17 protein-coding genes are annotated in these 21,282 nt (G+C 59.4%); 6 read left to right on the top strand and 11 right to left on the bottom strand.

Annotated elements, in window-relative coordinates:
• Positions 1-275: 275 nt before the first annotated feature.
• From QTA58_RS23525 to QTA58_RS23505, 5 genes are all read right to left on the bottom strand, one after another.
• On the bottom strand, positions 276-4,106 hold the full coding sequence (locus QTA58_RS23525) for a vitamin B12-dependent ribonucleotide reductase (protein WP_289671123.1): 3,831 nt from the start codon (positions 4,104-4,106) through the stop codon (positions 276-278).
• Positions 4,107-4,794: 688 nt separating this feature from the next.
• Positions 4,795-5,292, bottom strand: a complete 498-nt coding sequence (gpt, locus tag QTA58_RS23520) for a xanthine phosphoribosyltransferase (protein ID WP_085423176.1) — start codon at positions 5,290-5,292, stop codon at positions 4,795-4,797.
• A gap of 78 nt (positions 5,293-5,370) precedes the next feature.
• Entirely contained in the window at positions 5,371-6,330 is a 960-nt protein-coding gene (locus tag QTA58_RS23515; protein ID WP_289671122.1) for a bile acid:sodium symporter family protein, read from the bottom strand.
• Between the two features lie 264 nt (positions 6,331-6,594).
• A complete protein-coding gene (locus QTA58_RS23510) occupies positions 6,595-7,434 on the bottom strand; it encodes a universal stress protein (RefSeq protein ID WP_085423178.1) in 840 nt (279 codons plus the stop codon).
• 120 nt (positions 7,435-7,554) lie between these two features.
• On the bottom strand, positions 7,555-8,340 hold the full coding sequence (locus tag QTA58_RS23505) for a competence/damage-inducible protein A (RefSeq protein ID WP_289671121.1): 786 nt from the start codon (positions 8,338-8,340) through the stop codon (positions 7,555-7,557).
• A gap of 252 nt (positions 8,341-8,592) precedes the next feature.
• On the opposite strand from QTA58_RS23505, the gene wrbA reads away from it, so the two are divergent.
• On the top strand, positions 8,593-9,192 hold the full coding sequence (gene wrbA, locus QTA58_RS23500; RefSeq protein WP_085423179.1) for an NAD(P)H:quinone oxidoreductase type IV: 600 nt from the start codon (positions 8,593-8,595) through the stop codon (positions 9,190-9,192).
• A 55-nt stretch (positions 9,193-9,247) separates the two neighbouring features.
• Here the strand turns inward: wrbA and QTA58_RS23495 are convergent, their stop codons facing one another.
• Both QTA58_RS23495 and QTA58_RS23490 read right to left on the bottom strand, forming a co-directional pair.
• Positions 9,248-10,000 (bottom strand): 3-oxoacyl-ACP reductase family protein, encoded by a 753-nt coding sequence (locus tag QTA58_RS23495; protein ID WP_289671118.1) that lies wholly within the window; start codon positions 9,998-10,000, stop codon positions 9,248-9,250.
• Between the two features lie 70 nt (positions 10,001-10,070).
• The gene (locus QTA58_RS23490) at positions 10,071-10,649 is read right to left on the bottom strand and encodes a TetR/AcrR family transcriptional regulator (RefSeq protein ID WP_085423455.1); all 579 of its coding nucleotides are present in this window, start codon (positions 10,647-10,649) and stop codon (positions 10,071-10,073) included.
• Positions 10,650-11,120: 471 nt separating this feature from the next.
• Between QTA58_RS23490 and QTA58_RS23485 the strand changes: the two genes are divergently transcribed.
• From QTA58_RS23485 to QTA58_RS23475, 3 genes are read left to right on the top strand one after another with little or no spacing between them, the layout of a single operon-like run.
• Positions 11,121-12,869 carry an ATP-dependent endonuclease gene (locus QTA58_RS23485; RefSeq protein ID WP_289671115.1) on the top strand — a complete coding sequence of 583 codons (1,749 nt, stop codon included), beginning with the start codon at positions 11,121-11,123 and terminating at the stop codon, positions 12,867-12,869.
• Positions 12,866-14,596 carry an ATP-dependent helicase gene (locus QTA58_RS23480; RefSeq protein WP_289671113.1) on the top strand — a complete coding sequence of 577 codons (1,731 nt, stop codon included), beginning with the start codon at positions 12,866-12,868 and terminating at the stop codon, positions 14,594-14,596. Before QTA58_RS23485 ends, QTA58_RS23480 begins: the two co-directional genes overlap by 4 nt.
• Before the next feature lie 35 nt (positions 14,597-14,631).
• Entirely contained in the window at positions 14,632-15,981 is a 1,350-nt protein-coding gene (locus tag QTA58_RS23475; protein ID WP_289671111.1) for a hypothetical protein, read from the top strand.
• Between the two features lie 55 nt (positions 15,982-16,036).
• Here the strand turns inward: QTA58_RS23475 and QTA58_RS23470 are convergent, their stop codons facing one another.
• Positions 16,037-16,984 (bottom strand): DUF2726 domain-containing protein, encoded by a 948-nt coding sequence (locus QTA58_RS23470; protein WP_289671109.1) that lies wholly within the window; start codon positions 16,982-16,984, stop codon positions 16,037-16,039.
• Positions 16,985-17,302: 318 nt separating this feature from the next.
• Here QTA58_RS23470 and QTA58_RS23465 point away from each other — a divergent pair, with 318 nt between their 5' ends.
• Positions 17,303-18,679, top strand: coding sequence for an integrase family protein (locus QTA58_RS23465; protein ID WP_289671107.1), 1,377 nt, complete (start codon positions 17,303-17,305; stop codon positions 18,677-18,679).
• Positions 18,676-19,158: a hypothetical protein gene (locus tag QTA58_RS23460; RefSeq protein ID WP_289671105.1), complete on the top strand. Its 483-nt coding sequence runs from the start codon at positions 18,676-18,678 to the stop codon at positions 19,156-19,158. Before QTA58_RS23465 ends, QTA58_RS23460 begins: the two co-directional genes overlap by 4 nt.
• Before the next feature lie 239 nt (positions 19,159-19,397).
• Here the strand turns inward: QTA58_RS23460 and QTA58_RS23455 are convergent, their stop codons facing one another.
• The 3 genes from QTA58_RS23455 to QTA58_RS23445 are packed head-to-tail and all read right to left on the bottom strand — an operon-like array spanning position 19,398 to position 21,120.
• A complete protein-coding gene (locus QTA58_RS23455; protein ID WP_289671103.1) occupies positions 19,398-20,159 on the bottom strand; it encodes a hypothetical protein in 762 nt (253 codons plus the stop codon).
• Between the two features lie 49 nt (positions 20,160-20,208).
• A complete protein-coding gene (locus tag QTA58_RS23450; RefSeq protein ID WP_289671101.1) occupies positions 20,209-20,748 on the bottom strand; it encodes a hypothetical protein in 540 nt (179 codons plus the stop codon).
• A 24-nt stretch (positions 20,749-20,772) separates the two neighbouring features.
• Positions 20,773-21,120 carry a hypothetical protein gene (locus tag QTA58_RS23445; RefSeq protein WP_289671100.1) on the bottom strand — a complete coding sequence of 116 codons (348 nt, stop codon included), beginning with the start codon at positions 21,118-21,120 and terminating at the stop codon, positions 20,773-20,775.
• Positions 21,121-21,282 lie beyond the last annotated feature (162 nt).

Raw genomic sequence — 21,282 nt, 5'->3', positions numbered from 1 at the left:
AAGGACCGGCAACAGAGCCTTTCAGCTTGGGGAATTACCAGCGCCGCGTGCCCGGAAGGGTGTGCGGCGCCGTCGGTTTCGGCGGCGAATGAAAGAAATGTGCCGGGGCGCACCGCCTACCTTTCCCTTACGGCAGAGGAAGAAAAATCAGCATCTTGGCCGCAAGGCTGAATGCCGGATTTCTCAGGAGAGGGGTACGAGAGGCAAAACAAAAGGCTCGGGGAACCACCCCCGAGCCTTTTGCCGTTTCAGAAGATGCTGGCCGATGCCCCAGATCAAGAGCATCCGCTCGTCGCACCGCATGTGTCGCACTTCTCGCAGGTGCCGTTCCTCACCATCGTGAAGTTCTGGCATTCGGAGCACATGTTGCCCGTATACCCTTGCGCGATCGAGCGCATGCGGCGTTCGTTCTCCACCTTCTTGGCTTCCGCCTTGGCCGAAGCGGCGTCGGCGGCGGCCTTGTCGGAGAAGAGGGCGGTGGCGGCCTGCTGCTCTTCGGATACGACCTCTTCCGGGATCTCTTCGGCGATCTCCTCGGCCAGTTCCTTCGCCCGTTCCTCATAGTCGCGCTTGAAGGAGACGACTTCGGAGGTGGAGATGGCCGTCGTCGGCTCCAGCTTGCGGGCCGCGGAGCCCGTGAACGAGGTGACCGTGGCGGATGCGCGGGCAGGGGCGGCGGTGGCGGCGCCCTTGGCTTCCGAACCGCCGGCGGCCTGGCCGCCCGCTTGGCCGCCCTGGATCAGGGTCGGCTTGTAGCCGCGGGTCCAGCCGGTGGAGACGAGGTTGGTCTTGCCTTCCTTGATGCCCTTGCCGAGCGCCGTGTTGGAGAAGTCCGACGTGTCGACATGGGCGAGGTCGTGGCGGCCGAGATAGGAGACGGCGAGTTCGCGGAACACGTAGTCGAGGATCGACGTGGCGTTCTTGATCGCGTCGTTGCCGGTGACGATGCCGGCCGGCTCGAACTTGGTGAAGGTGAAGGCCTCCACATATTCCTCCAGCGGCACGCCGTATTGCAGGCCGAGCGAGATGGCGATGGCGAAGTTGTTCATCATCGCACGGAAGGCGGCACCTTCCTTGTGCATGTCGATGAAGATCTCGCCGAGCCGGCCGTCGCCGAACTCGCCGGTGCGCAGATAGACCTTGTGTCCGCCGACATTGGCCTTCTGGGTATAGCCCTGGCGGCGGTTCGGCAGCTTTTCGCGCTCGCGCACGACGCGCTCGACGATGCGCTCGACGATCTTTTCGGTGATCTGCACGGCCTGGGCGGCGGTCGGAGCCTGCACCAGTTCCTCGATCGCGTCGTCCGCATCGTCCTCGTCGTCGATCAGCGAGGCGTTGAGCGGCTGCGACAGCTTGGAACCGTCACGATAGAGCGCGTTCGCCTTCAGCGCGAGCTTCCAGGAGAGCATGTAGGCGGCGCCGCAATCTTCCACGGTCGCCTCGTTCGGCATGTTGATCGTCTTGGAGATCGCACCCGAGATGAAGGGCTGGGCGGCCGCCATCATGCGGATATGGCTCTCGACCGAGAGATAGCGTTTGCCGATCTTGCCGCAGGGATTGGCGCAATCGAAGACCGGCAGGTGCTCGGCCTTGAGGAAGGGGGCGCCTTCCAGCGTCATCGCGCCGCAGACATGGATGTTGGCGGCCTCGATGTCCTTCTTGGCGAAGCCGAGGTGCTCGAGCAGGTTGAAGCTCATGTCGGAAAGCTGTTCGTCGGTGACCTTCAGCGTATCCTTCAGGAAGTCGGCGCCGAGCGTCCACTGGTTGAAGACGAACTTGATGTCGAAGGCCGACTTCAGCGCGGCGTTGACCGCCGCGATCTTCTCGTCGGTGAAGCCCTTGGCCTTCAGCGTCGACGGGTTGATGCCGGGCGCCTGGTTCAGGTTGCCGTGGCCGACCGCATAGGCTTCGATCTCGGCGATCTGCGATTCGGAATAGCCGAGCGAGCGCAGCGCGTCCGGTACGGCGCGATTGATGATCTTGAAATAGCCGCCGCCGGCGAGCTTCTTGAACTTCACGAGCGCGAAATCGGGCTCGATGCCGGTCGTGTCGCAATCCATCACGAGGCCGATCGTGCCGGTCGGCGCGATGACCGAGACCTGCGCGTTGCGATAGCCGTGCTTCTCGCCGAGTTCGAGCGCCTTGTCCCAGGCGGCCTTGGCGTGTGCTGCAAGGTCCTGGTCGGGGTTGTCGGAATGGACGAGCGCGACCGGGTTGACCGAGAGCTGCTCATAACCGGTGGACTCGCCGTAAGCGGCGCGGCGATGGTTGCGGATGACGCGCAGCATGTTGTCGCGGTTCGGCGCGAAGTTCGGGAACGGCCCGAGCTCCGAGGCGATCTCCGCCGAGGTGGCGTAGGAAATGCCGGTCATGATCGCGGTGAGCGAGCCGGCGATGGCGCGGCCTTCGGCCGAATCGTAGGGGATGCCGGAGGACATCAGCAGGCCGCCGATATTGGCATAGCCGAGGCCGAGCGTGCGGTATTCGTAGGAGAGTTCGGCGATGCGGCGCGACGGGAACTGCGCCATCATGACCGAGATTTCGAGAACGACTGTCCACAGCCGCGTCGCATGCTCGTAGTCGCCGATATTGATGCGCTTGGTGGCGGCATCCTTGAAGGCGAGCAGGTTCATGGAGGCGAGGTTGCAGGCCGTATCGTCGAGGAACATGTATTCCGAGCACGGGTTCGAGCCGCGGATCGGGCCGCCGGCCGGCGACGTGTGCCAGTCGTTCATCGTCGTGTTGAAGTGGATGCCGGGATCGGCGGACGCCCAGGCGGCGTAGGAGATCTGCTCCCAGAGGTCGCGAGCCTTCAGCGTCTTCATGACGCGGCCGTCCTTGCGGGCGGTGAGGTTCCACTCGCCGTCGTTTTCCACGGCGCGCAGGAAATCGTCCTTCAGCGAGACGGAGTTGTTGGAGTTCTGGCCGGAGACGGTGAGATAGGCTTCCGAATCCCAATCCGTGTCATAGGTCTTGAACTCCATGTCCTTGTAGCCCTGGCGGGCGAACTGGATGACGCGGCCGACATAGTTTTCCGGAACCTGGTCCTTCTTGGCGGCGCGGATTTCGCGCTTCAGGGCCGGGTTCTTGGCTGGATCGAAGCAGTCTTCGCCGTCCGCCTCGCAATTGACGCAGGCCTTCATGATCGCCTTTAGGTGCCTGGCGACGATCTTCGAGCCGGTGACGAGGGCCGCGACCTTCTGCTCTTCCTTGACCTTCCAGTTGATGTATTCCTCGATATCCGGATGGTCGATGTCGACGACGACCATCTTGGCGGCGCGGCGCGTCGTGCCGCCCGACTTGATGGCGCCGGCGGCGCGGTCGCCGATCTTCAGGAAGCTCATCAGGCCCGACGAACGGCCGCCGCCGGAAAGCTTCTCGCCTTCGCCGCGCAGCATGGAGAAGTTGGAGCCGGTGCCGGAACCGTATTTGAAGAGGCGCGCCTCGCGGACCCAGAGATCCATGATGCCGCCCTCGTTGACGAGGTCGTCCTCGACCGACTGGATGAAGCAGGCATGCGGCTGCGGATGCTCATAGGCCGACTTCGACTGCGTCAGCTTTCCGGTGAACGGATCGATGTAGAAATGACCCTGGCCGGGGCCGTCGATGCCATAGGCCCAATGAAGCCCGGTGTTGAACCACTGCGGGGAATTCGGGGCGACGCGCTGGGTGGCGAGCATATAGGCCAGCTCGTCCATGAAGGCGGCGGCGTCTTCTTCCGAAGAGAAATAGCCGCCCTTCCAGCCCCAGTAGGTCCAGGTGCCGGCGAGACGGGTGAAGACCTGGCGGGCATCGGTTTCCGAGCCGTACTGCTCTTCCTTCGGCAGCGCCTTCATCGCTTCCTTGTCTGCCACGGAGCGCCACAGGAAGGAGGGGACGTTGTTTTCCTCGACCTTCTTCAGGATCTTCGGGACGCCGGCCTTGCGGAAATATTTCTGCGCGAGAACGTCGGTCGCGACCTGGGAGAACTGCGCCGGCACGTCGATGTCGGCCAGCCGGAAGACGATGGAGCCGTCCGGGTTGCGGATCTCGCTGACCGCCTTGCGGAATTCGATCCCGCCATAGGCGCCCGTGTCAGGCTTGGTGAAACGACGTTCGATGCGCATTGCCTTAGTCCCTCGTCAGTTTGGCGCCCTGTTAAGCGAGCGCAAGGTGTGCCGCTCCAGCCCACACGAGTCGACGCGCGCAGCCGGTTGAGTGTTCCGATCCCAGGTGAAGCATCCGGAGATGTCTACCCGTATGTTGTGGTGAGTGCGGCTGCAACACTACTACATATAGTATTAACAGAATCTTTCCGCCAGTCCCAGCCGCAGTTTCGGGGCGAAAATCGAGCGCGCACGGAGACCCTCATGCAGGCGGCCCTCAAGAGGCCGGACTGCAGGTCCGCTATCCGTTTCACTCGAAAAAGAACCGGCCTCGTAATCTCCGGTCCAGTCGCCGCCGCAACATAAGGAACACTGTCGGACGGCCGGAGAGATTCGTCAAGGCGTAGATTGCGACGCTTTTATAACCACAAGATATTGTGCTTTCGCCTTGTGGATAACGGGGATGAAAAATAGCGCTGGAATCTCAGTCGCTTGCAAGGACGGCTTGAAGCCCGCGCGGGGAGGCCGCCGCGATATTTTTTGCAAGTGCCGGCATCCGGACGCCTTGCTGAGCGGGATTTTGAAGATTCCGCCGTACCATATTGAGGCGTTTCAGGATTCGAAGCCTACCAGTAATGGACGAGCCCGCGCCGGTGCCGGACCGGGCGGGCTCTGGACGGCGGCGGACGGTCGCGACGAACCTCGAGAATCAGCCCTTGGTGCCCTTGGCGATCGGCTCCTGGTAGGTGAAGCCCATGTCCCAGGGGAAGTAGATCCAGGTGTCCTGGCTGACCTCGGTGACGAATGTGTCGACCGTCGGCACGCCCTTCGGCTTGGCGTAGACGCAGGCGAAATGCGCTTTCGGCAGCATGACGCGCACTTCCGACGCCGTCTTGCCGGTGTCGGTGAGGTCGTCGACGACGAGGACGCCCGCACCTTCGTCCTTGGCAAGCTCGGGCGCTATCCCCTTGAGCAGCGCCATGTCCCCCTGGTTGACGTAGTCGTGGTAGGAGGCGATGCAGACCGTCTCGATCAGGCGGATGTTGAGTTCGCGCGAGATGATCGCCGCCGGCACGAGGCCGCCGCGGGTGATGCAGACGATGGCGCGGAATTCCTGATCGAGGCCGGCAAGCCGCCAGGCAAGCGCGCGGGCATCGCGGTGGAACTGATCCCAGGAGACGGGAAAGGCTTTTTCGGGAAGGGACATGTTTTTTGCCAGTAGCGAGAGCTTCGTTGGCTCTCGCTAATAGCGGCAATTCAGTCGCAAGCGCAAGGCTGTTTCGACTCAGGCGAGCTTGTTCTCAGCGAGCGTGTCACCGTCTTCCTCGCGTCCTGAAAACCAGTTTGCGAGAAGTGCGCCCGAGATATTGTGCCAGACGCTGAAGATGGCGCTGGGTACTGCGGCCAGCGGCGAGAAGTACGCGGTCGCCAGGGCCGCGCCGAGGCCGGAATTCTGCATTCCCACCTCGATGGCGATTGCCTTGCGCTTGGAGAGCGAGAGGCCGGTCGCCTTGGCGGCGAAGAAGCCGAGCAGATAGCCGAGGCCATTGTGGAGGAGGACGACGGCGAAGATCATCAAGCCCGACTGAACGATCGAAGCCTTCGACGCGCCGACGACGGCCGCGACGATCAGCACGATGCCGATAACGCTGACCAGCGGCAGGGCCGGCACCGCGGCCTTGACGACACCGGGCAGCAGCTTCTGAAGCGCCGCACCCAGGGCAAGCGGTACGAGGACGACCTTGACGATGCTGATGAACATCGCCCAGCCGTCGACCGGCAGATACTGGCTGGCGAACAACCAGACGAGAAATGGCGTTACGATCGGCGCGACCAGCGTCGTGACGGAGGTGCAGGCGACCGAGAGCGCAACGTCGCCCTTGGACAGGTAGGTCATGACGTTGGACGACGTGCCTCCGGGGCAGCACCCGACGAGGATGACGCCGGCCGCGACTTCCGGCGGCATCGGAATGATGCGCGTGAGCAGCACGGCCAGCAGCGGCATGATGATGAACTGGCCGAGCACGCCGATCATGACGTCGAAAGGACGCCGCACCACTTCACGGAAATCATCGACGGACAGCGTCAGGCCCATGCCGAACATGATGATCGACAGCAGCGTGACGATCCAGGGACCGATCTGCTTGAACGTGTCGGGAAAGAAGAACCCGAGAACCGCAAACAGGATGACCCACGCGGCAAAGGTTTTGCCGACAAAAGACGAGATGGATGCCAGTGACTTCACGGCTTCACTCCAGAGAGAAAACGACTGGCCGGGAGGTCTAATCGGCAAGGCCGCCCTGTCAAGCCGTGAAGCTTCGTTTCCGGTTCGCCCTGGAAGGCCGGACGTTCAAAGCCGCGGGGATTCTCATGAGGGCAGAGTGCGCGATGCGCGCTCCTTGCCGGGCGGCGCGTACGGAAGCGCTCGGCACGTATTCTGTGGAGCAAGCCGGCAATGCGGCCCTCGGCAGAGCCCGGCTCACTCTCTGCCGGGGCCAGGCGAGGCCCGCTAGCGGGACAGCAGCGTCAGCGCCGTCATCGAATCGAGCAGGTTGCGGGTGACGCCGCCGAACAGCATCTCCCACCAGCGCGAATGGCCGTAGCCGCCCATGACCAGAAGATCGACGCTGTTTTCCGCAAGCCGGTTCTCGATCGCGGCCGCAGCCGACGTACCGGCGGTTTCCCGGGTGGTCAGCGTCACGTTGATCCCATGCCGGGCAAGCGTGGCGGCGATCTCGGCGCCCGCCACTTCCGGCGTCTGGCCGCCGCGATCGCCCGGATCGACGCAGAACACCTCGACGCTGTCGGCCGCCTTGAGGAAGGGCATCGAATCGAATGTGGCGCGGGCGGCCTCCCGCGAGGCGTTCCAGGCGATCAGCACGCGCTTGATCGGCTGCGGCGTCTTCATCGTATAGGGGATAAGCAGCATCGGCCGGCCGCTGTCGAAGAGAAAGGTCTCGAGATCGGCGCGATGGTCGGCATGCGCCGGATCGCTCTGGCTGGCGAGAATGAGATCGACGGCGCGGGCGGTCTCCATCACCGAGACGGAGCCGTAGCCCGCCGACGACATGAAGCTCCGGCATTCGGTCGACAGGCCTTCGCGGGCGGTCTGCTCCTTGAAGATCCGTTCGACCTCGACCGTTTCCTTCTGCGCCACTTCCTGCAGGACCTGCACGGCGGCGGGATCGGGTATTTCCATCGGCGCAATCAGCGGCACGGCGGCGAGCGTCTCGGCATGCACGCCGATCAGATGTGCGGAGAACTGTTCGGCAAGCGCGATCCCGAAATCGGTGATCTGCCTGGCATTCTGAGGCGTATCGAGAACGGCAAGAATGGTCTTGTAAGCCATGGCGATGTCTCCTCACGGGCACGGAAACCGGTTTTCCAGAACCGGTCTCCCATAATTACGTGGGTCGCATCCTGACCATGGTCAAGGAGCGTACCGGAGGCGCGCCGCCGATCGCGATCGTCAGGCGTCGGCGGCCGGGTTCGTCGCGATCTTTTCCCGGTCGATGCCGGCGATCATTGCGGCGACGGCTTCCGCCGCCGCATCGAGGATCTGCGGATCGCGGGCGCGCACGACGATTTCCGTCGAAAAACGCCGGCCGTCGTATTTCGGATAGGAGCCGATGCTGGTTTCGGGATGCGCCTTCTGGACGGCGGCAAGCAGCGTTCCGATATCGCCTTCGCCATAGGGGCAGGGGAGCGCCCGCGACAGCATCTTCGCGCCCGAGCGCAGCGTCGGCAGCACGTTGTCGACCATGGCCTGGAAGACCTGCGGCACGCCGGCCATGACATGAACATTGCCGATGATGAAGCCCGGCGCCGTCGAGACCGGGTTCGGGATGTGCCTCGCGCCCTCGGGCATGCGGGCCATGCGCTGGCGCGCTTCGGTGAACTCCATCTCACGGCGCCTGTACATGTCGCCGAGCAGCTTCATCGCGTCCGGATCGTGGATGCACGGCACGCCGAAAGCCCTGGAAACGGCATCCGCCGTAATGTCGTCATGGGTCGGGCCGATGCCGCCCGACGTGAAGACGTAGTCGTAGCGGCCGCGCAGCGCATTCAGCGCCTCGACGATCGCATCCTCCTCGTCGGCCACGATCCTGACCTCCTTGAGGTCGATGCCGGAGAGTGTCAGGAGATCGGCGAGATGGCCGATATTCTTGTCCTTGGTCCGGCCGGACAGGAGTTCGTCGCCGATGGCGAGCATGGCGGCGGTGACGATTGATGATTCCGACGATGATTCTGGCATGGGGGGCATTCCTCTGTAGGAACCACACTCCTAAGCCCAAATTTTTCGGCGCAGAAGCGATTTCATGCGGCGCCGGCCGCAAAGGGCGGCCTGTTACGGGATTTGTGACCGGCAAGCGAAATATCGTCTCCCGATGATGAACACTGCGTCGACCGGGCGAGGGCTGTCGCCGGCGGCTGAAACAGTTACATCTGGGCCCGGTTCGGCCGGAGACGGCCTCGTTCAGGTTGAAACAGGCAATTGGAGAAGATCATGGCGAAGGTTCTCGTCCTTTATTATTCCGCTTACGGCCATATCGAGAAAATGGCTTATGCCGTCGCGGAAGGGGCAAAGTCGGCGGGGGCCGAGGTGACGGTCAAGCGCGTGCCCGAACTGGTTCCGGAAGAGGTCGCCAAGGCCTCCTACTACAAGGTGGACCAGGAGGCGCCGATCGCCACCGTCGACGAACTCGCCGATTACGATGCGATCATCATCGGCGCCGGCACGCGCTTCGGCACGGTCGCCTCGCAGATGCGCAATTTCTGGGACCAGACCGGCGGCCTCTGGGCGCAGGGCAAGCTGGTCGGCAAGATCGGCTCGGTCTTCACCTCTTCCGCCACACAGCACGGCGGCCAGGAATCCACCATTCTCGGCTTCATCCCGACGCTCCTGCACCACGGCATGGCGGTCGTCGGCCTTCCCTATGCTTTCGCAGGCCAGATGGGCGTCGAAGCCATCAAGGGCGGCTCGCCTTACGGCGCGAGCACCATCACCGACGGCGACGGTTCCCGCCAGCCCTCCGAAGTGGAGCTGGAAGGCGCGAAATATCAGGGCGCCCATGTCGCGAAGCTCGCGGCCAAGCTTGCGGCCTGATCCGGTCGGGAGTGTTCACGAAAACGGCGCGGCGCGAGATCGCCGCGCCGTTTTTCTATGCGAGATAGCCGCCGTCGATGGTCAGCGCCGAGCCGGTGATGAAACTCGATTCCGGACCGGCGAGATAGGCGACGAGGCTCGCAACCTCGTGGTCTTCGCCGACGCGGCCGATCGCCATCAGCGGTCTGGTAAGCGCGCGGCCTTCCTCGCTTGAATTCATGTCGGTAGCGGTCGGACCGGGCTGGACCGCATTGACGGTGATGCCGCGCGGCCCGAGATCGCGCGCCAGCCCGCGGGTCATGGACGCGACCGCGCCCTTGGTCATGCTGTAGACGGAAGCGCCGGGAAAACCGCTGCGGTCAGCCGTGACGCTGCCGGTCGTTATGATCCTGCCGCCGGACCGCATATGCGGCAGAGCGGCCTGGATCGCGATGAACGGCGCGCGGACATTGACCGCGAACATCCGGTCGAAATCGGCGGGGTCGTAATCATCCACCAGGTTGCGGATCAGGATGCCCGCATTGTTGACCAGGATGTCGATGCGGCTGAAGGCCTTGGCAGCTTCCGCGACGGCAGCTTTCACGGCGTCCACATCAGCGCTGTCGGCCCTGATGGCGCGGGCCTTGCCGCCTTCGGTTTCGATCTCCGCGACAAGTGCAGCCGCACGCTCGCTCGAAGCCGAATAGGTGAAGGCGACGGCTGCGCCATCCTGCGCAAGGCGGCGGACAATGGCGGCGCCGATGCCGCGAGAACCGCCGGTGACGAGAGCGGCCTTGCCGGCGAGAGGCGGGATAAGGGAAGAGGGCATGCGATTTCCTTTCTTATTGGATCGATCAGTCTATAATTGAATGAGAAAAATGACGCCGGAACCTCGTTTGTCAGCGAAGGCTTCTGAGCGCCGTCCGGGCTATGCCGTGGAGGACTTCGGATGAAGCGCCGCTACGTGCGGCAACCTTGATGCCGGTGAGCGTCGCAAGAATGAAATGCGCCGCTTCCGCGGGATCGAGGTCGGCAGAGGCTTCGCCGGTCCCGATCGCCTCGGCGATCCGTTTCTCCAGAGCGGTGCGCAGGGTGCGGCCGGAGACCTCCGTCACCAGCGTCACCTCGCGTTCGGAATGGCCAAACTCGCAGACGGCGCTGATGCCCAGGCACGCCGGCGCCGGATCGGCGAGCGCGGTGCGGACCATCGTTTGAAGCAATGCCTCCACACCTTTGATGGGAGAAGGTTTTCCATTGAGAATGGCAACCTGGGCGGCAATGCTTTCTGTTACGTAACGCTGCAGGGCTTCGAGATAAAGTTTCCACTTGTCGCCGAACGTGTCGTACATGCTCTGGCGGCTGATGCCCATCGTCTTCAGGAGCACATCCGTGGACGTGCCTTCGAAGCCGTGATCGGAGAAAACCCCGATCGCCCGCTTCAACACCGTTTCCCGGTCGAATTCCTTCCGTCTTGCCATGAACTGCAAGTAGGAATTTCGGACTGATCTGTCAAGATTCCCGTCCGCAGCTTCTCGGCGGACAGCGGCCTCGCCCTTTCGTGTGACTTGGGGGGGGCATTGGTGCGGACGACGGGGATCGAACCCGTATGACCGAAGTCGAGGGATTTTAAGTCCCATTATATTACCACTATGCATTTGATAAATAACGATAAATTTCCACAGTTTCTGTGTATGTGTACGACATTGTGTACGCTTCTAGGTCAAATGAAAGCCATTCTGTTCAACACTTGCTGTCCGCGAACCGCAAATATGCCACGCTTTTTTGTGCGCAGTAGCCGCTGATCCAGGTGTAGATGCGCCCGGATGTCTCCCACTCAAATAGGAGCAGGTGCGATGATTCTCGGCTTGAGAGTCATATAACCCAAGGTCGCAATTGATACTTTACACACCTCCCAAATGGGTGTGTCATGCCCCAGACGGGGCGGAATCATGTATCTTGCAAGACTGGAAATAACGAACTTCAGGAAACTGGCGAAAGTCACGCTGGAATTCGAAGCCGGGCTCAACATCATTGTCGGAGCGAACAATGTCGGAAAATCTGCCGTTGTTGACGCCTTGCGAGCGCTCCTTGCGGGCGCGGACGATCCCTATCCACGCTTTACAACCGACGACATCCATTGTCCGAAGGGCGAAGAACGAAAAGGCGCGATCTCGTTTATATACACATTCAAGGATATGACGCCCGATGACGAGGCCGATTTTCTTCCTGCACTGAAGCTCGGAGCGGATAAGAAAATAGAGGCTTCAATCACGGTACAGTACGGAGATCCCGATAAATCGGGACGGCTGAAAACCAGAAGATGGTGCGGGGATCACGAGGAAAACGCTCTTACGGCAGATGTCCTTGAAAATCTTCGGAGCGTTTATCTTCAGCCTCTGCGGGACGCAGGTCAGGCGTTGAAGCCTGGGCGGTCAAGCCAGCTTGCCCGGTTGTTTCAATTGCTGTCGGACGACGACGGACGCAAGCAGATCAACGACGCGCTGGTCCAGCTCGATGTTGATCTCAAAAAGCATAGCCCGTTGGTGAATACCCACAAGGCGATCACGACCCGGCACGAAGAAATGATCGGGGCGCAATTGAAACAGGTGCTGGACCTTGGTCTTTCCGGAACGGATTTTCAGAAACTCGCTGCAAGGCTGTCCTTGCTTGTGGATACGTTCGAAATCGAACAGAACGGACTAGGTTTCAACAACCTTATCTTCATGGCCGTGGTCCTGAGCGAGATGGCGATGAATCCCGACGCGGCATTCCGCGGACTCATTGTTGAAGAGCCCGAGGCACATCTTCACCCTCAACTGCAATCAGTCCTCCTCAAATACCTGTCCGGCGTGAAAGCGGAAGTAGGCGAGAAGCCCGTTCAGGTATTTGTCACCAGCCACTCTCCGAACTTTGCCAGCATCGCGTCGCTGGACACGATCATGTGCCTTGTCGATACCGGCGGCACGGTGGAGGCCTTTGCGCCGCGCGCGATCAAGTTCGAGAAAGGTAAGAAGGAAAAGCTTGAGCGATATCTTGACGTGACAAGGGCCGAGCTTTTCTTCGCGAGGCGGATCATCTTTGTGGAAGGTGCCGCCGAACTGCTGATGGTCAATACGCTCGCGCAGAAGGCCGGGTATGATCTGCGGCAGCATGGCGTGAGTGTCATTAGCGTTGAGGGCCTCAATTTCGATTCATTCCTGCCCCTGTTCGGCGAGACGGCACTCAAAATCCGCGTGGCTGTCGTCACGGATGCCGACCCTGAAAAAATCGTTGTGGCGGACGGCGAACCCGTCGCCCACTACCCCGCGTTGGGCGAAGCCATCACCATTTCCGACAACACCGCTAAAATGAAAAAGCAGGAAGACAGCCTGGTGAAGGTTTTCCACGGTGTGAAAACCTTCGAGTATGATCTCGCGCTGCATGAAGAAAATCGTCCAACAATGATCGCTGCCCTGAAGGAAATTCATCCAAAAATCGGGGCTGCGCTTGAAGCTGATTTGGCCCTAAAAGCCAACGATCAGGAGAAGGCAGAAGCTTTGTTCCGGGGAATGTTCGAGCGGAGCGAGAACAACGTCCAGAAAGGAAAGTTCGGGCAGTCCCTTTCTGCCATGATTGATGACGAGAATTTGGCGATCAAGGTTCCCGATTACATACTCGATGCCATAAAGCATGTTTGCGGCGATGGAGACGCCGCGTGAGCGATTTATCGGCGCAGCAGCGTACGATTGTCGATAGGCCTCTCGGGCGGCTCTGTGTGACCGCCTGCGCCGGTAGCGGTAAGACGCGCACCGTGGTGCACCGGGTGGCGAAGATTTGCGAACTGGTGGGGGAAGTACGCGGTCGCGTCGCGCTCCTATCGTTCTCGAACGTTGCTGTTGACACGTTCCAGAAGGATTACCGCTCGCTTGCGCAGCGCAGCCTCTTGGGCAAAAGGGCGAAGCTGGTTGATATCGCCACGTTCGACAGTTTCTTCACCATAAATGTCGTGAAGCCGCACGGGCATCACGTCATGGGCTCCAAATGTCTGCCATACCTTGTCCAAGGAGGTGAGCCGTTTCTTGCAGGCTTCACGTTCAAGACAGGTAAGTTCCCGCAGAGAATGGACGCTATGTCGGCTACGGTCGAGGCGGGTAAGTGGGCTTTCTACAGCTCGTTCATGGGGAACAAAACCAAGATCGACGCAGCAGTAGCGGTTGCGCTCGTAACGAGACTTGGGAAAACGGGCGCTTACACCCATGAACTAGGTCGATACTGGGCCTATAGAGTATTGCAGGAGCAGGAACACGTTCTCCGGGCGCTGGTTCGTCGATATCCGCAGATTATCATTGATGAAGCGCAGGATATCGGCCCCGCGCACCAGGCTCTGCTTGAAATGCTGCAGACCGCAGGCTGCACAATTTCGCTGGTAGGAGACGCAAACCAGGGCATCTTCGAATTTAACGGCGCGGATGGAAAGTTCCTTACCGGCTATCACGGTGCCGCTGGCGTCGATGCTCAGGAACTGACAATCAACTACCGTTCCGTCCCTGCAATTCTGAAGGTCGCCAACTCGCTAACGGGCCGGGATGACGAGCCTGACCGGGATGTCCCTGCATCGTTGAACGGTGCGTATTTCACACCCCTGAAAAACGGCGGCGAAGCCGATCTGCGCAAGCTTTTCAACGATATGCTTGCCAAGGCCGAGGTGCCTCAGGAGAAGGCTGTAATTCTCTGTCGCGGAAATGAATGGGTGAATCAATGGCGGGGTGCCGAGCCGGATCAGGGACGCGGCCCCACAAAACATTTTGCGCAGGCGGCAATCCTTCGTGACAAGGATGGCAACTTCGACCGCGCCTTCACGGCGCTGATCCGCGGATTGCTCGACCTTCTTAAGGCCCCGCCTCCGGACCTTGCAGCCCGGCTACGTCGCCCCGGCACCGATACCAAAGCGAAAGCGCTCCGGCAGCTGCTGTGGAAATTCCTGCGCGATGACGCGACCGGTCTGCCTTCGGCTTCTCTTAATGCCGCAACGCAATGGCAGCCGTCGCTTGTAAAGCGTTCCAAGGAACTCCTTGAGAAGATCGAGGAGACCGTCGGTCTCGCTCCTGCAGACAATCTGGGCAAACGGCTGACCAAGGCATTTTTGCAAGAGGCTCCCTTGGTCACCCATGCGCCGGACGACCAAATCGCAATACCGCAGATGAGGGTCGAAACGGTCCATGGTGTTAAGGGGGAAAGCATTGATGCGGTGATGTACGTGGCGAGCAAAGAACACGTCAAAGAACTGATTGCCGGTCCGGCCACCGAAGTCGGTCGCATCGGCTATGTGGCGGTGACGCGCGCCCGCAATCTCTTTTTACTCGCCATCCCGGAAAAGGATTTAGACGATTTCCGGCCGTCGCTGATTGCTCATGGGTTTGTCGAACATCCGGCTCAACAGCCCTGATCTTGGCTGGAGAAGTCTAAACGTACGGGAAATTCATGGTTAAATTAATCGACCAATACAAGATCATCGTCTCGGAGCTTGTGCGCTTGAGCAAGCTCGAAGATCCATGGAATGATCCTGAGGCCAAAATCCACTTCCCCCGCACCATTAGCATCGGAGATGGATTGCAGATTTCGGTTAGCGAAAAGATCGATAAGGCCATCGGTGCAATAGCGCGTCTCAAGCGTTCGGAAGCCTCACAGATTAAGGCTAAATATACCGAAAATGATTGGGCGAAGGCTTTGCGTAGCGCCTTTGGAGAGCCTTTGTCTTCTCTCGATTTAGACGCGCCCATTGATGAAAATGCCAAAGCGCTGAAGGATGCCATAAATCACCATATCGGACAGTTGTCCGCACGCCAATTTCAACCGATCACCTACATTTTTGCAGGCTCATGGCTCCGTGTTCATGTAGATGAATTCGTGATCGGACCTGTGAAAATTGAGACGCGCGATGCTTGGCTAGAGCGTGAGCTTCAAGCGGGGAAGATCCCCAAGACCACCTACCGGCGCATTCTCCAAAAATGGAGTGGCGCACGTGTCAATAAGCGCAAGCCGAGCAGGCAATCCATGGAAGAAGACGACATTATCAATGCGATCGAGCGTTGGCCCCATGTGATTTCGGTTACAATGTCTGGCATGTCGAACGAGCTGATGCAGGATCGCGCAGCACGGGCAGCACGATTGTCGCTGACGGCTACCGCACTTATGTGGAATAGGCCGACGAAGGCTCTTCAAGGCTTGAATCTTGCCTCCGATGACCTTCCAGCAAGAAGTGTTGTCCTTCGATATTCCCCAAAGCTGGCAATGAGCGCTTCGTACTCCAGCAAATTGTTTCGATTCGGATATACCGTCGAGCCGGAACACTGGGCGGATATATCAAAACAGTTCACACCACTGATCCGGCAGATTTCGGAGGTTGCGACTTACATTGCGGAGGGCACATCCGCTTCCGGCCGAGCGGAAATGTTGAGGCAGCTCGACGTTGCGCTTCGCTGGTTTTATGAGGCGTGCCGAGCCAACGAGGATTTGATCGCGGTCACCCATTTTGCATCGTGTCTGGATACGCTTGCAGGAGGCAAGGGCGACAACGGCATTCTGCGTCTCTTCGAAACAATATGCGGAATGAACCGGGAGGCGCCGATCCACACGGACGGTCATAAACTCAGCACGCTAGTCCGAAAAATATACGGCGACGCACGAAGCCAGTTCCTTCATGGCAGTACCACGGGACATCTCGATGATTGGTCGGATCTGAGAATGTCGGCGGAGACTCTAACCCGGTGGGCTTTGGTCGCATGCCTGTTCAAAGCCGATGAAGACCCTACACTCCTTGACTTCCAATAATGGCGGCATCCTGAGCTTGTTGGCCAGAATCAGCTTTCGTACCAGCGATATCTCGCTAGAAAATGTTACCCTTTTTGCCTGCGGCGAAGGCTGTCATCAGATTCGCGTTCGCTAAACTTCCGCCCCCACCGAAGACAAGCGTGTAACCTTGCTTGGCCAAGCCGGTTAGCTCTTGCAGGCGTTCATCGGCATGAATAACGATATGCCCTGCACCTGAGCCTATGAAGCGGATATTCTCGAGAAGGCTATCAAATGCCATTCCCTCAACGAACTGGGCGATTTCCGCTGACACAAAGCCCAAGTCGGCGAGAAAACCGGAGGACGCCAAGCTGACTTTGAGCCTTGCAGCACCGACGATCGGCCCATTCTTGGAATTCACACTGACGAACGCATGTAGATAATCATCCGGAGCCCTAAGGGTTAAATGGCTCATCCCCAAGTGCGGATGGACCTCTTCAGTAAGCTGGTAGTGCCGGAGAGCCTGCGTAATTTTACCGTTCGCATTGCAGATAAAATCGAATTCGCTGTCGAAGATATGTTTGGCATCTTCCTTTAAAAAGGCACTCAGCGTGAAAGGCTCATCAAGCGGAATTTGGCCGCTTTTCTGCATTTGCAGAAAAGTACGCGCGTGAAAAACAAGCTCGACCAGATAGCGGGTGAGCGTGATGGCGTTTACCTCCCTCACTTCTTCGAAGCCATAAATTCGCAGCAACGGAAAATCGGCTTGTCGACATATGGCGTCTTTTAGATGGTCACTCTGGGTGTCGTGGCCGTGGCCGTCAAACTCGATAGCCACGACGGCCCGTTGAGTTTCATCGACCAGGACGAAGTCAAAGTGAGCCTGAAGTGCGTAAGTTCCCATCTTACGAGTATCAAGCTTCTCTATTTCGATAATGTCGGCGATCCGCACCTTTTCATGTAATTCGGCACTATGACGGCCTACAACAGCCCGGATTTGTCGCTGCACGCGGTCTTCACTGTTGTTACGAAATTTTCGAAGCATGGTCGATTTTAGCCTGTCCCTAGAGCGTATGCTACAGGTTGTTCCACTTTTAAGCCGCCAAATATGCCTCGTTACATCGATGTTACATAAGAAAAAGGGTCGCCGGTTTTGTCCGCGCAACCCTTTGAAACTATGGTGCTGCTAGACAGAATTGAACTGTCGACCTCGTCATTACCAACCGGAAACGGCAGTATTTCTGACTTTTCGAAATTTATCTAGTCATTTGTTATTACGTCATTTTTCTTAGTTTTATCCCCATCATTACTTGGTTTTCCATGTAACATTTGGTATAAATTCGTTACATGGAAGTTACATGAAATGCCCAATTTATTTTTAACTGACGACTTTGTTTTTGTCGCAACCTGTCCGGCTGGAAAAGACCAAGAAATCTACTGGGACCATCCTATCGGAGCCGATGGGCGTGCACGCAGCAATTCCGTTTCAGGGTTGGGGCTCCGGGTAACCGCGCTAGGGCGCAAAGCTTTCGTTCATGCCTACGTGTTGAACGGACACCGCTATCGTAAGGTCATCGGCTCTACCGTTCTTCACAACGTGGCGTCGGCACGGATAGAGGTCAATAATCGCAGACAGAAGCTCGAAAGTGGAGCGGATCCTGAAGCTGGCCGGATCAATCCGCGCCGCAAGCACTTCCTGACGGTGGACGACGTAATCGGTCAATATTGGGAAAGCCACGTCAGCGGGCTATCGAAAGTGTCGCGAGACGCCTTCGCAAGGTTTGTGGCCGAGCGTCTGCGACACCAGCCCGTTACCGTTTCCCGGCGGGGCCACAACAAGCGAAAGACCTCCTCCGATTTCGGCAAAATGTTCGGTGATCGAGCTTTTGCATCCATCAAGCCTTCGGATATTGAACAATTCCAGCGGCAGTTTGCTTCCTCTCCTTCCAGCCATAACAGCGCCCTTTCTCGCGTGTCGTCTTTATTTAACTGGGCCATCCGCATGCAACTGGTGGACATGCGCAACCCCTGCACACCTATCCGCATGCAAAAGGTCATCCGCCGCCGCCGCGATTACTCCACGGAGCAGATACGCAAGATTGCCACTTACATCTTTTATCCGGTGATGGAGGTCCCACCCGAGACGGATCACCTCAACGGATTCGCCAAGCGCAACATGGCCCTTGTTAAGGGTCGGGTGCTGACCGCCAATGACCAGATGCGGGAACTCTGCAACTACATGGGCATCCTGTTCCTGACGATGGCCCGTCCCAGCGAGCTCAACAACGCGGAATTCAGCCACTTCGATCTGGAAAAGCTCGTCTGGCACAAGCACAACACCAAGGGCATCAAGCTCTCCCGTTCGCTCTACGAATACTCCTACCGTTCGGTGCCCATCCATCCCAAGGTGGCCGAGATGGTGCAGGCCCAGCGTGCCCGCTGGCCGAAAAGCAAGCTGCTGTTTCCCTCGCATACCGATCCGACGCAACCCCGCGACAACTTCCGCAAGGGGCTGGACCGATTCAAGACTCTGCCAGGCGTGCCGGACTACTTCCAACTCTACGACCTAAAGCGGATCGCGATTTCGCTCATGCTGACCGGGCAAGGCGTCTCGCATGAGGCTATTTCCCACTATGTGGACCATAAGGGCAACCTCGAAACCACGGCTATCTACGATCTCGGCCTTGTCGATCCGATGCGTCCGGTCACGGAAAAGCTAGGCAATCTGCTTGGCCTGTGACGCTTGACGTCATTTGCTGGCTATGCGGCAATGGTGGCGCGGCGATCTCCAGCCGCAAAATCCCACCAACGAAAGCCATCCCTATGGAAGCGATACAGGCGCTTGTGCTGACCAATGCGCAGTTGCGCGACATGCTGACCGAAGCCGCCCGCCAAGGTGCTGCGCTGGCCGTCGCAGACCTGCGTACAGAACTCCACCAGACGCCAGATAACACCACCTTGCAGAAACTCCGCGCCTACATTGCGGACCCGGCCACTGCTCCTAATCCGCGCGACGAGTGGGCACATAGCGGCTTTATTCGGCAAATCGAGCCGACTCCGCGGGGCAAGCCGAAATCGTCGGCTTGGTTCATGAAGTTCCAGCGGGAAACCGGCCTGGCCGAATGTTTCAATCGCCCGAGTCCCGGCTATGGCCGTCGCCGGGAGTGGTCGTTCTACGACATCAAGCTGGCATGGGACACGTATTACCGGAGACGGTAGGTCGGGGTTGACACCATGCGGGGCGACCCAGACTTGTTTAGGTCAGGTCAACATGGCCTGACCGTGCCCGCAGGGCAAACCAGTCGCCCTGCATGGTGTCACTGACGCGCGGGGCCACATGTCGATGCGGGAGGTCCGGTTGCGCAGCAAGAAACCGAGACACGCGGCTCGGTTTCAGGGCCGGAGCATCGACATGGGGAAGCGGAGGGAAACACTGACCGGTTGGTTACCCACGCCCATCAGTCCCCCATATGCACGACTTCATCTTCCGCGAGGTAGGAGCATTCCAACCGCCCGCCCGTGAAATAGCAATCCCGCGTGTTGGCGGGGAGCGGGACGGTCTTGGGTACCTGCCCGGCCTCGGCCGGGATGCAGGTCGCAAAGACCGGGAACGGAGTTTCAAGGACGCCATCGTAGTGCCGCACGCTGCCCGTCACGCGGGGCTGGAGCGTGTGGGCGTCGGGAGCATCCCCGGCCTTGAGGATGACATCCCGCACGCGGAACCCGCACACGTCGGCTTGCTCTCCCTTCCCATCCGGACCGCCGGTGGCCACGGCCTGCGGTTCCTCCAGCGTGTCGAGCATGCGTTGCATGGCCGCGTCCGCGCGGGCCGCCTCCTCGGCGCTGGCCGGTGGCGAGGTGGTGCCGCAGATTACCACCTTGGCCGGGGTGCCGATCCGCATGGCAGGCGTGTACATGATGCTGTAGTCCCGGGTGGCGGGGAGCGGCCCGAACCATGACAGGCCGCCCGGTGCCCTGAACTCGGGGGCATCCATAACCGGAATGCGCTCCGGGTCGTCCATCGTCACGCTGACATACGCGCCGCGCCTGAGCCTGCCGACAAACTCGGCCGCAGTTCCGCTGTAACGAAAGCAGCCGGTTGCGGGGTCGAGCCTGAACGCCTGCCGTGTCGGCATCGGGTGCGCCAGTTCGGTGTCGGCCACGGCCGGGGACGCCAACAGGCAGGCTCCCATGGCGATGATCAGGATTTGGGTTTGCATGCCGTTTCCTTGGGATCGTTTGCGGAAAAGAGCGAAATCCCGTGCTCGATTACCCATCCTTGGAAACCTGGACTGTCAGTCTGTATCCGAAGTATTCCCTTCCGACCTCTCCCCATATACCGACCGAGTATTTCTCAAATTTAGAGAGGAGGCGGCAATTTCCCTGATTCGTTTGGATTTCGCTATTCTTGACGCATTCATTGACAACCGATGTCAGCGTTGGCGTTACATCACCAAAGCGCTTTCCCCAATCATCGATGAGCGCAATGCTGTTGTTGTAGATGTCCTGAAATGTTCCCGGATTCATTGTGGCCGCGAACTGGTCAGCCGCGAAGATGGTTAGCGTATAGACGACTTGACCGTTCCTAAGGGAGACTTCCACACGAGCGGATGGTGCGTAACCTGATCGCTGCCCGGCGGCCAGGCATGTCGTTCGCTTGTCGGTAGCGCTCTTGTCCCGAACCTCACATCCTGTGAAGTTTTCCTTCAAATGTACGGAAAGAGCGTCGTAGTTGAGTTTTGAGCCGTCAGCCAATGCAGAGGACGGCAGAATGGCGGCGATCGCCGCCGCGAGAAGCTTGGTTTTCATGGCAATGTTCCGTGAAGTGAGACGTCAGAGGCGCGTGAGCGTCATGGCAAGATGGCAATTCGTGAGGCGCAGACCGTTCGCCAGAACGGAATAGCCGCACACGGCGGATTTTGTGCCGGGAAGGCCGGAACCGGGGTCGAGCTTGAGGCAGTCGCCGTCGAGTTTGGCCCACTTCCAGACACCTTGTTGGCCGCCGCTGATGAAAATCAGCGTTCCGTCACTCATGAATTCGGCGGTTGAGCCGGCACCGTCATCGGCGCGGTACTTGCCTTCAATGGTGGAGCTGCCGGAGCAGGCGGTGAGGAAAAGGGCGAAAGCGGTGGTAGAAACGGCCCGGAATCGGGATGGATTTAATCTCTGCGTGATCTGCATCGGAAGAGTGAACCCTGTGCTGTAACGGGGGCGGAATCCGTGCCGTGGCAGAACGGCAGGAACCGCCGTCCGGTCATATGCCTTTGGCCTCTTCTGGGTATCAAAAATCACGACTTTTGACGGTCGCCTGCCCACTCAAGCGCGTGAGAAAAACAAAAGTAA

The organism is Neorhizobium sp. CSC1952 (assembly GCF_030378245.1).
Classification (GTDB): domain Bacteria; phylum Pseudomonadota; class Alphaproteobacteria; order Rhizobiales; family Rhizobiaceae; genus Neorhizobium; species Neorhizobium oryzae_A.
Note: the sequence above shows the minus strand (reverse complement) of the source record. Positions and strands in the feature narration are given on the sequence as shown.

Bases quoted from the DNA above. Each gene is read 5' to 3' on its own strand.
- QTA58_RS23525 (WP_289671123.1), bottom strand. From the start codon at position 4,106: ATGCGCATCGAACGTCGTTTCACCAAGCCTGACACGGGCGCCTATGGC.
- gpt (WP_085423176.1), bottom strand. From the start codon at position 5,292: ATGTCCCTTCCCGAAAAAGCCTTTCCCGTCTCCTGGGATCAGTTCCAC.
- QTA58_RS23510 (WP_085423178.1), bottom strand. From the start codon at position 7,434: ATGGCTTACAAGACCATTCTTGCCGTTCTCGATACGCCTCAGAATGCC.
- QTA58_RS23505 (WP_289671121.1), bottom strand. From the start codon at position 8,340: ATGCCAGAATCATCGTCGGAATCATCAATCGTCACCGCCGCCATGCTC.
- wrbA (WP_085423179.1), top strand. From the start codon at position 8,593: ATGGCGAAGGTTCTCGTCCTTTATTATTCCGCTTACGGCCATATCGAG.
- QTA58_RS23495 (WP_289671118.1), bottom strand. From the start codon at position 10,000: ATGCCCTCTTCCCTTATCCCGCCTCTCGCCGGCAAGGCCGCTCTCGTC.
- QTA58_RS23490 (WP_085423455.1), bottom strand. From the start codon at position 10,649: ATGGCAAGACGGAAGGAATTCGACCGGGAAACGGTGTTGAAGCGGGCG.
- QTA58_RS23485 (WP_289671115.1), top strand. From the start codon at position 11,121: ATGTATCTTGCAAGACTGGAAATAACGAACTTCAGGAAACTGGCGAAA.
- QTA58_RS23475 (WP_289671111.1), top strand. From the start codon at position 14,632: ATGGTTAAATTAATCGACCAATACAAGATCATCGTCTCGGAGCTTGTG.
- QTA58_RS23470 (WP_289671109.1), bottom strand. From the start codon at position 16,984: ATGCTTCGAAAATTTCGTAACAACAGTGAAGACCGCGTGCAGCGACAA.
- QTA58_RS23465 (WP_289671107.1), top strand. From the start codon at position 17,303: ATGCCCAATTTATTTTTAACTGACGACTTTGTTTTTGTCGCAACCTGT.
- QTA58_RS23455 (WP_289671103.1), bottom strand. From the start codon at position 20,159: ATGCAAACCCAAATCCTGATCATCGCCATGGGAGCCTGCCTGTTGGCG.
- QTA58_RS23450 (WP_289671101.1), bottom strand. From the start codon at position 20,748: ATGAAAACCAAGCTTCTCGCGGCGGCGATCGCCGCCATTCTGCCGTCC.
- QTA58_RS23445 (WP_289671100.1), bottom strand. From the start codon at position 21,120: ATGCAGATCACGCAGAGATTAAATCCATCCCGATTCCGGGCCGTTTCT.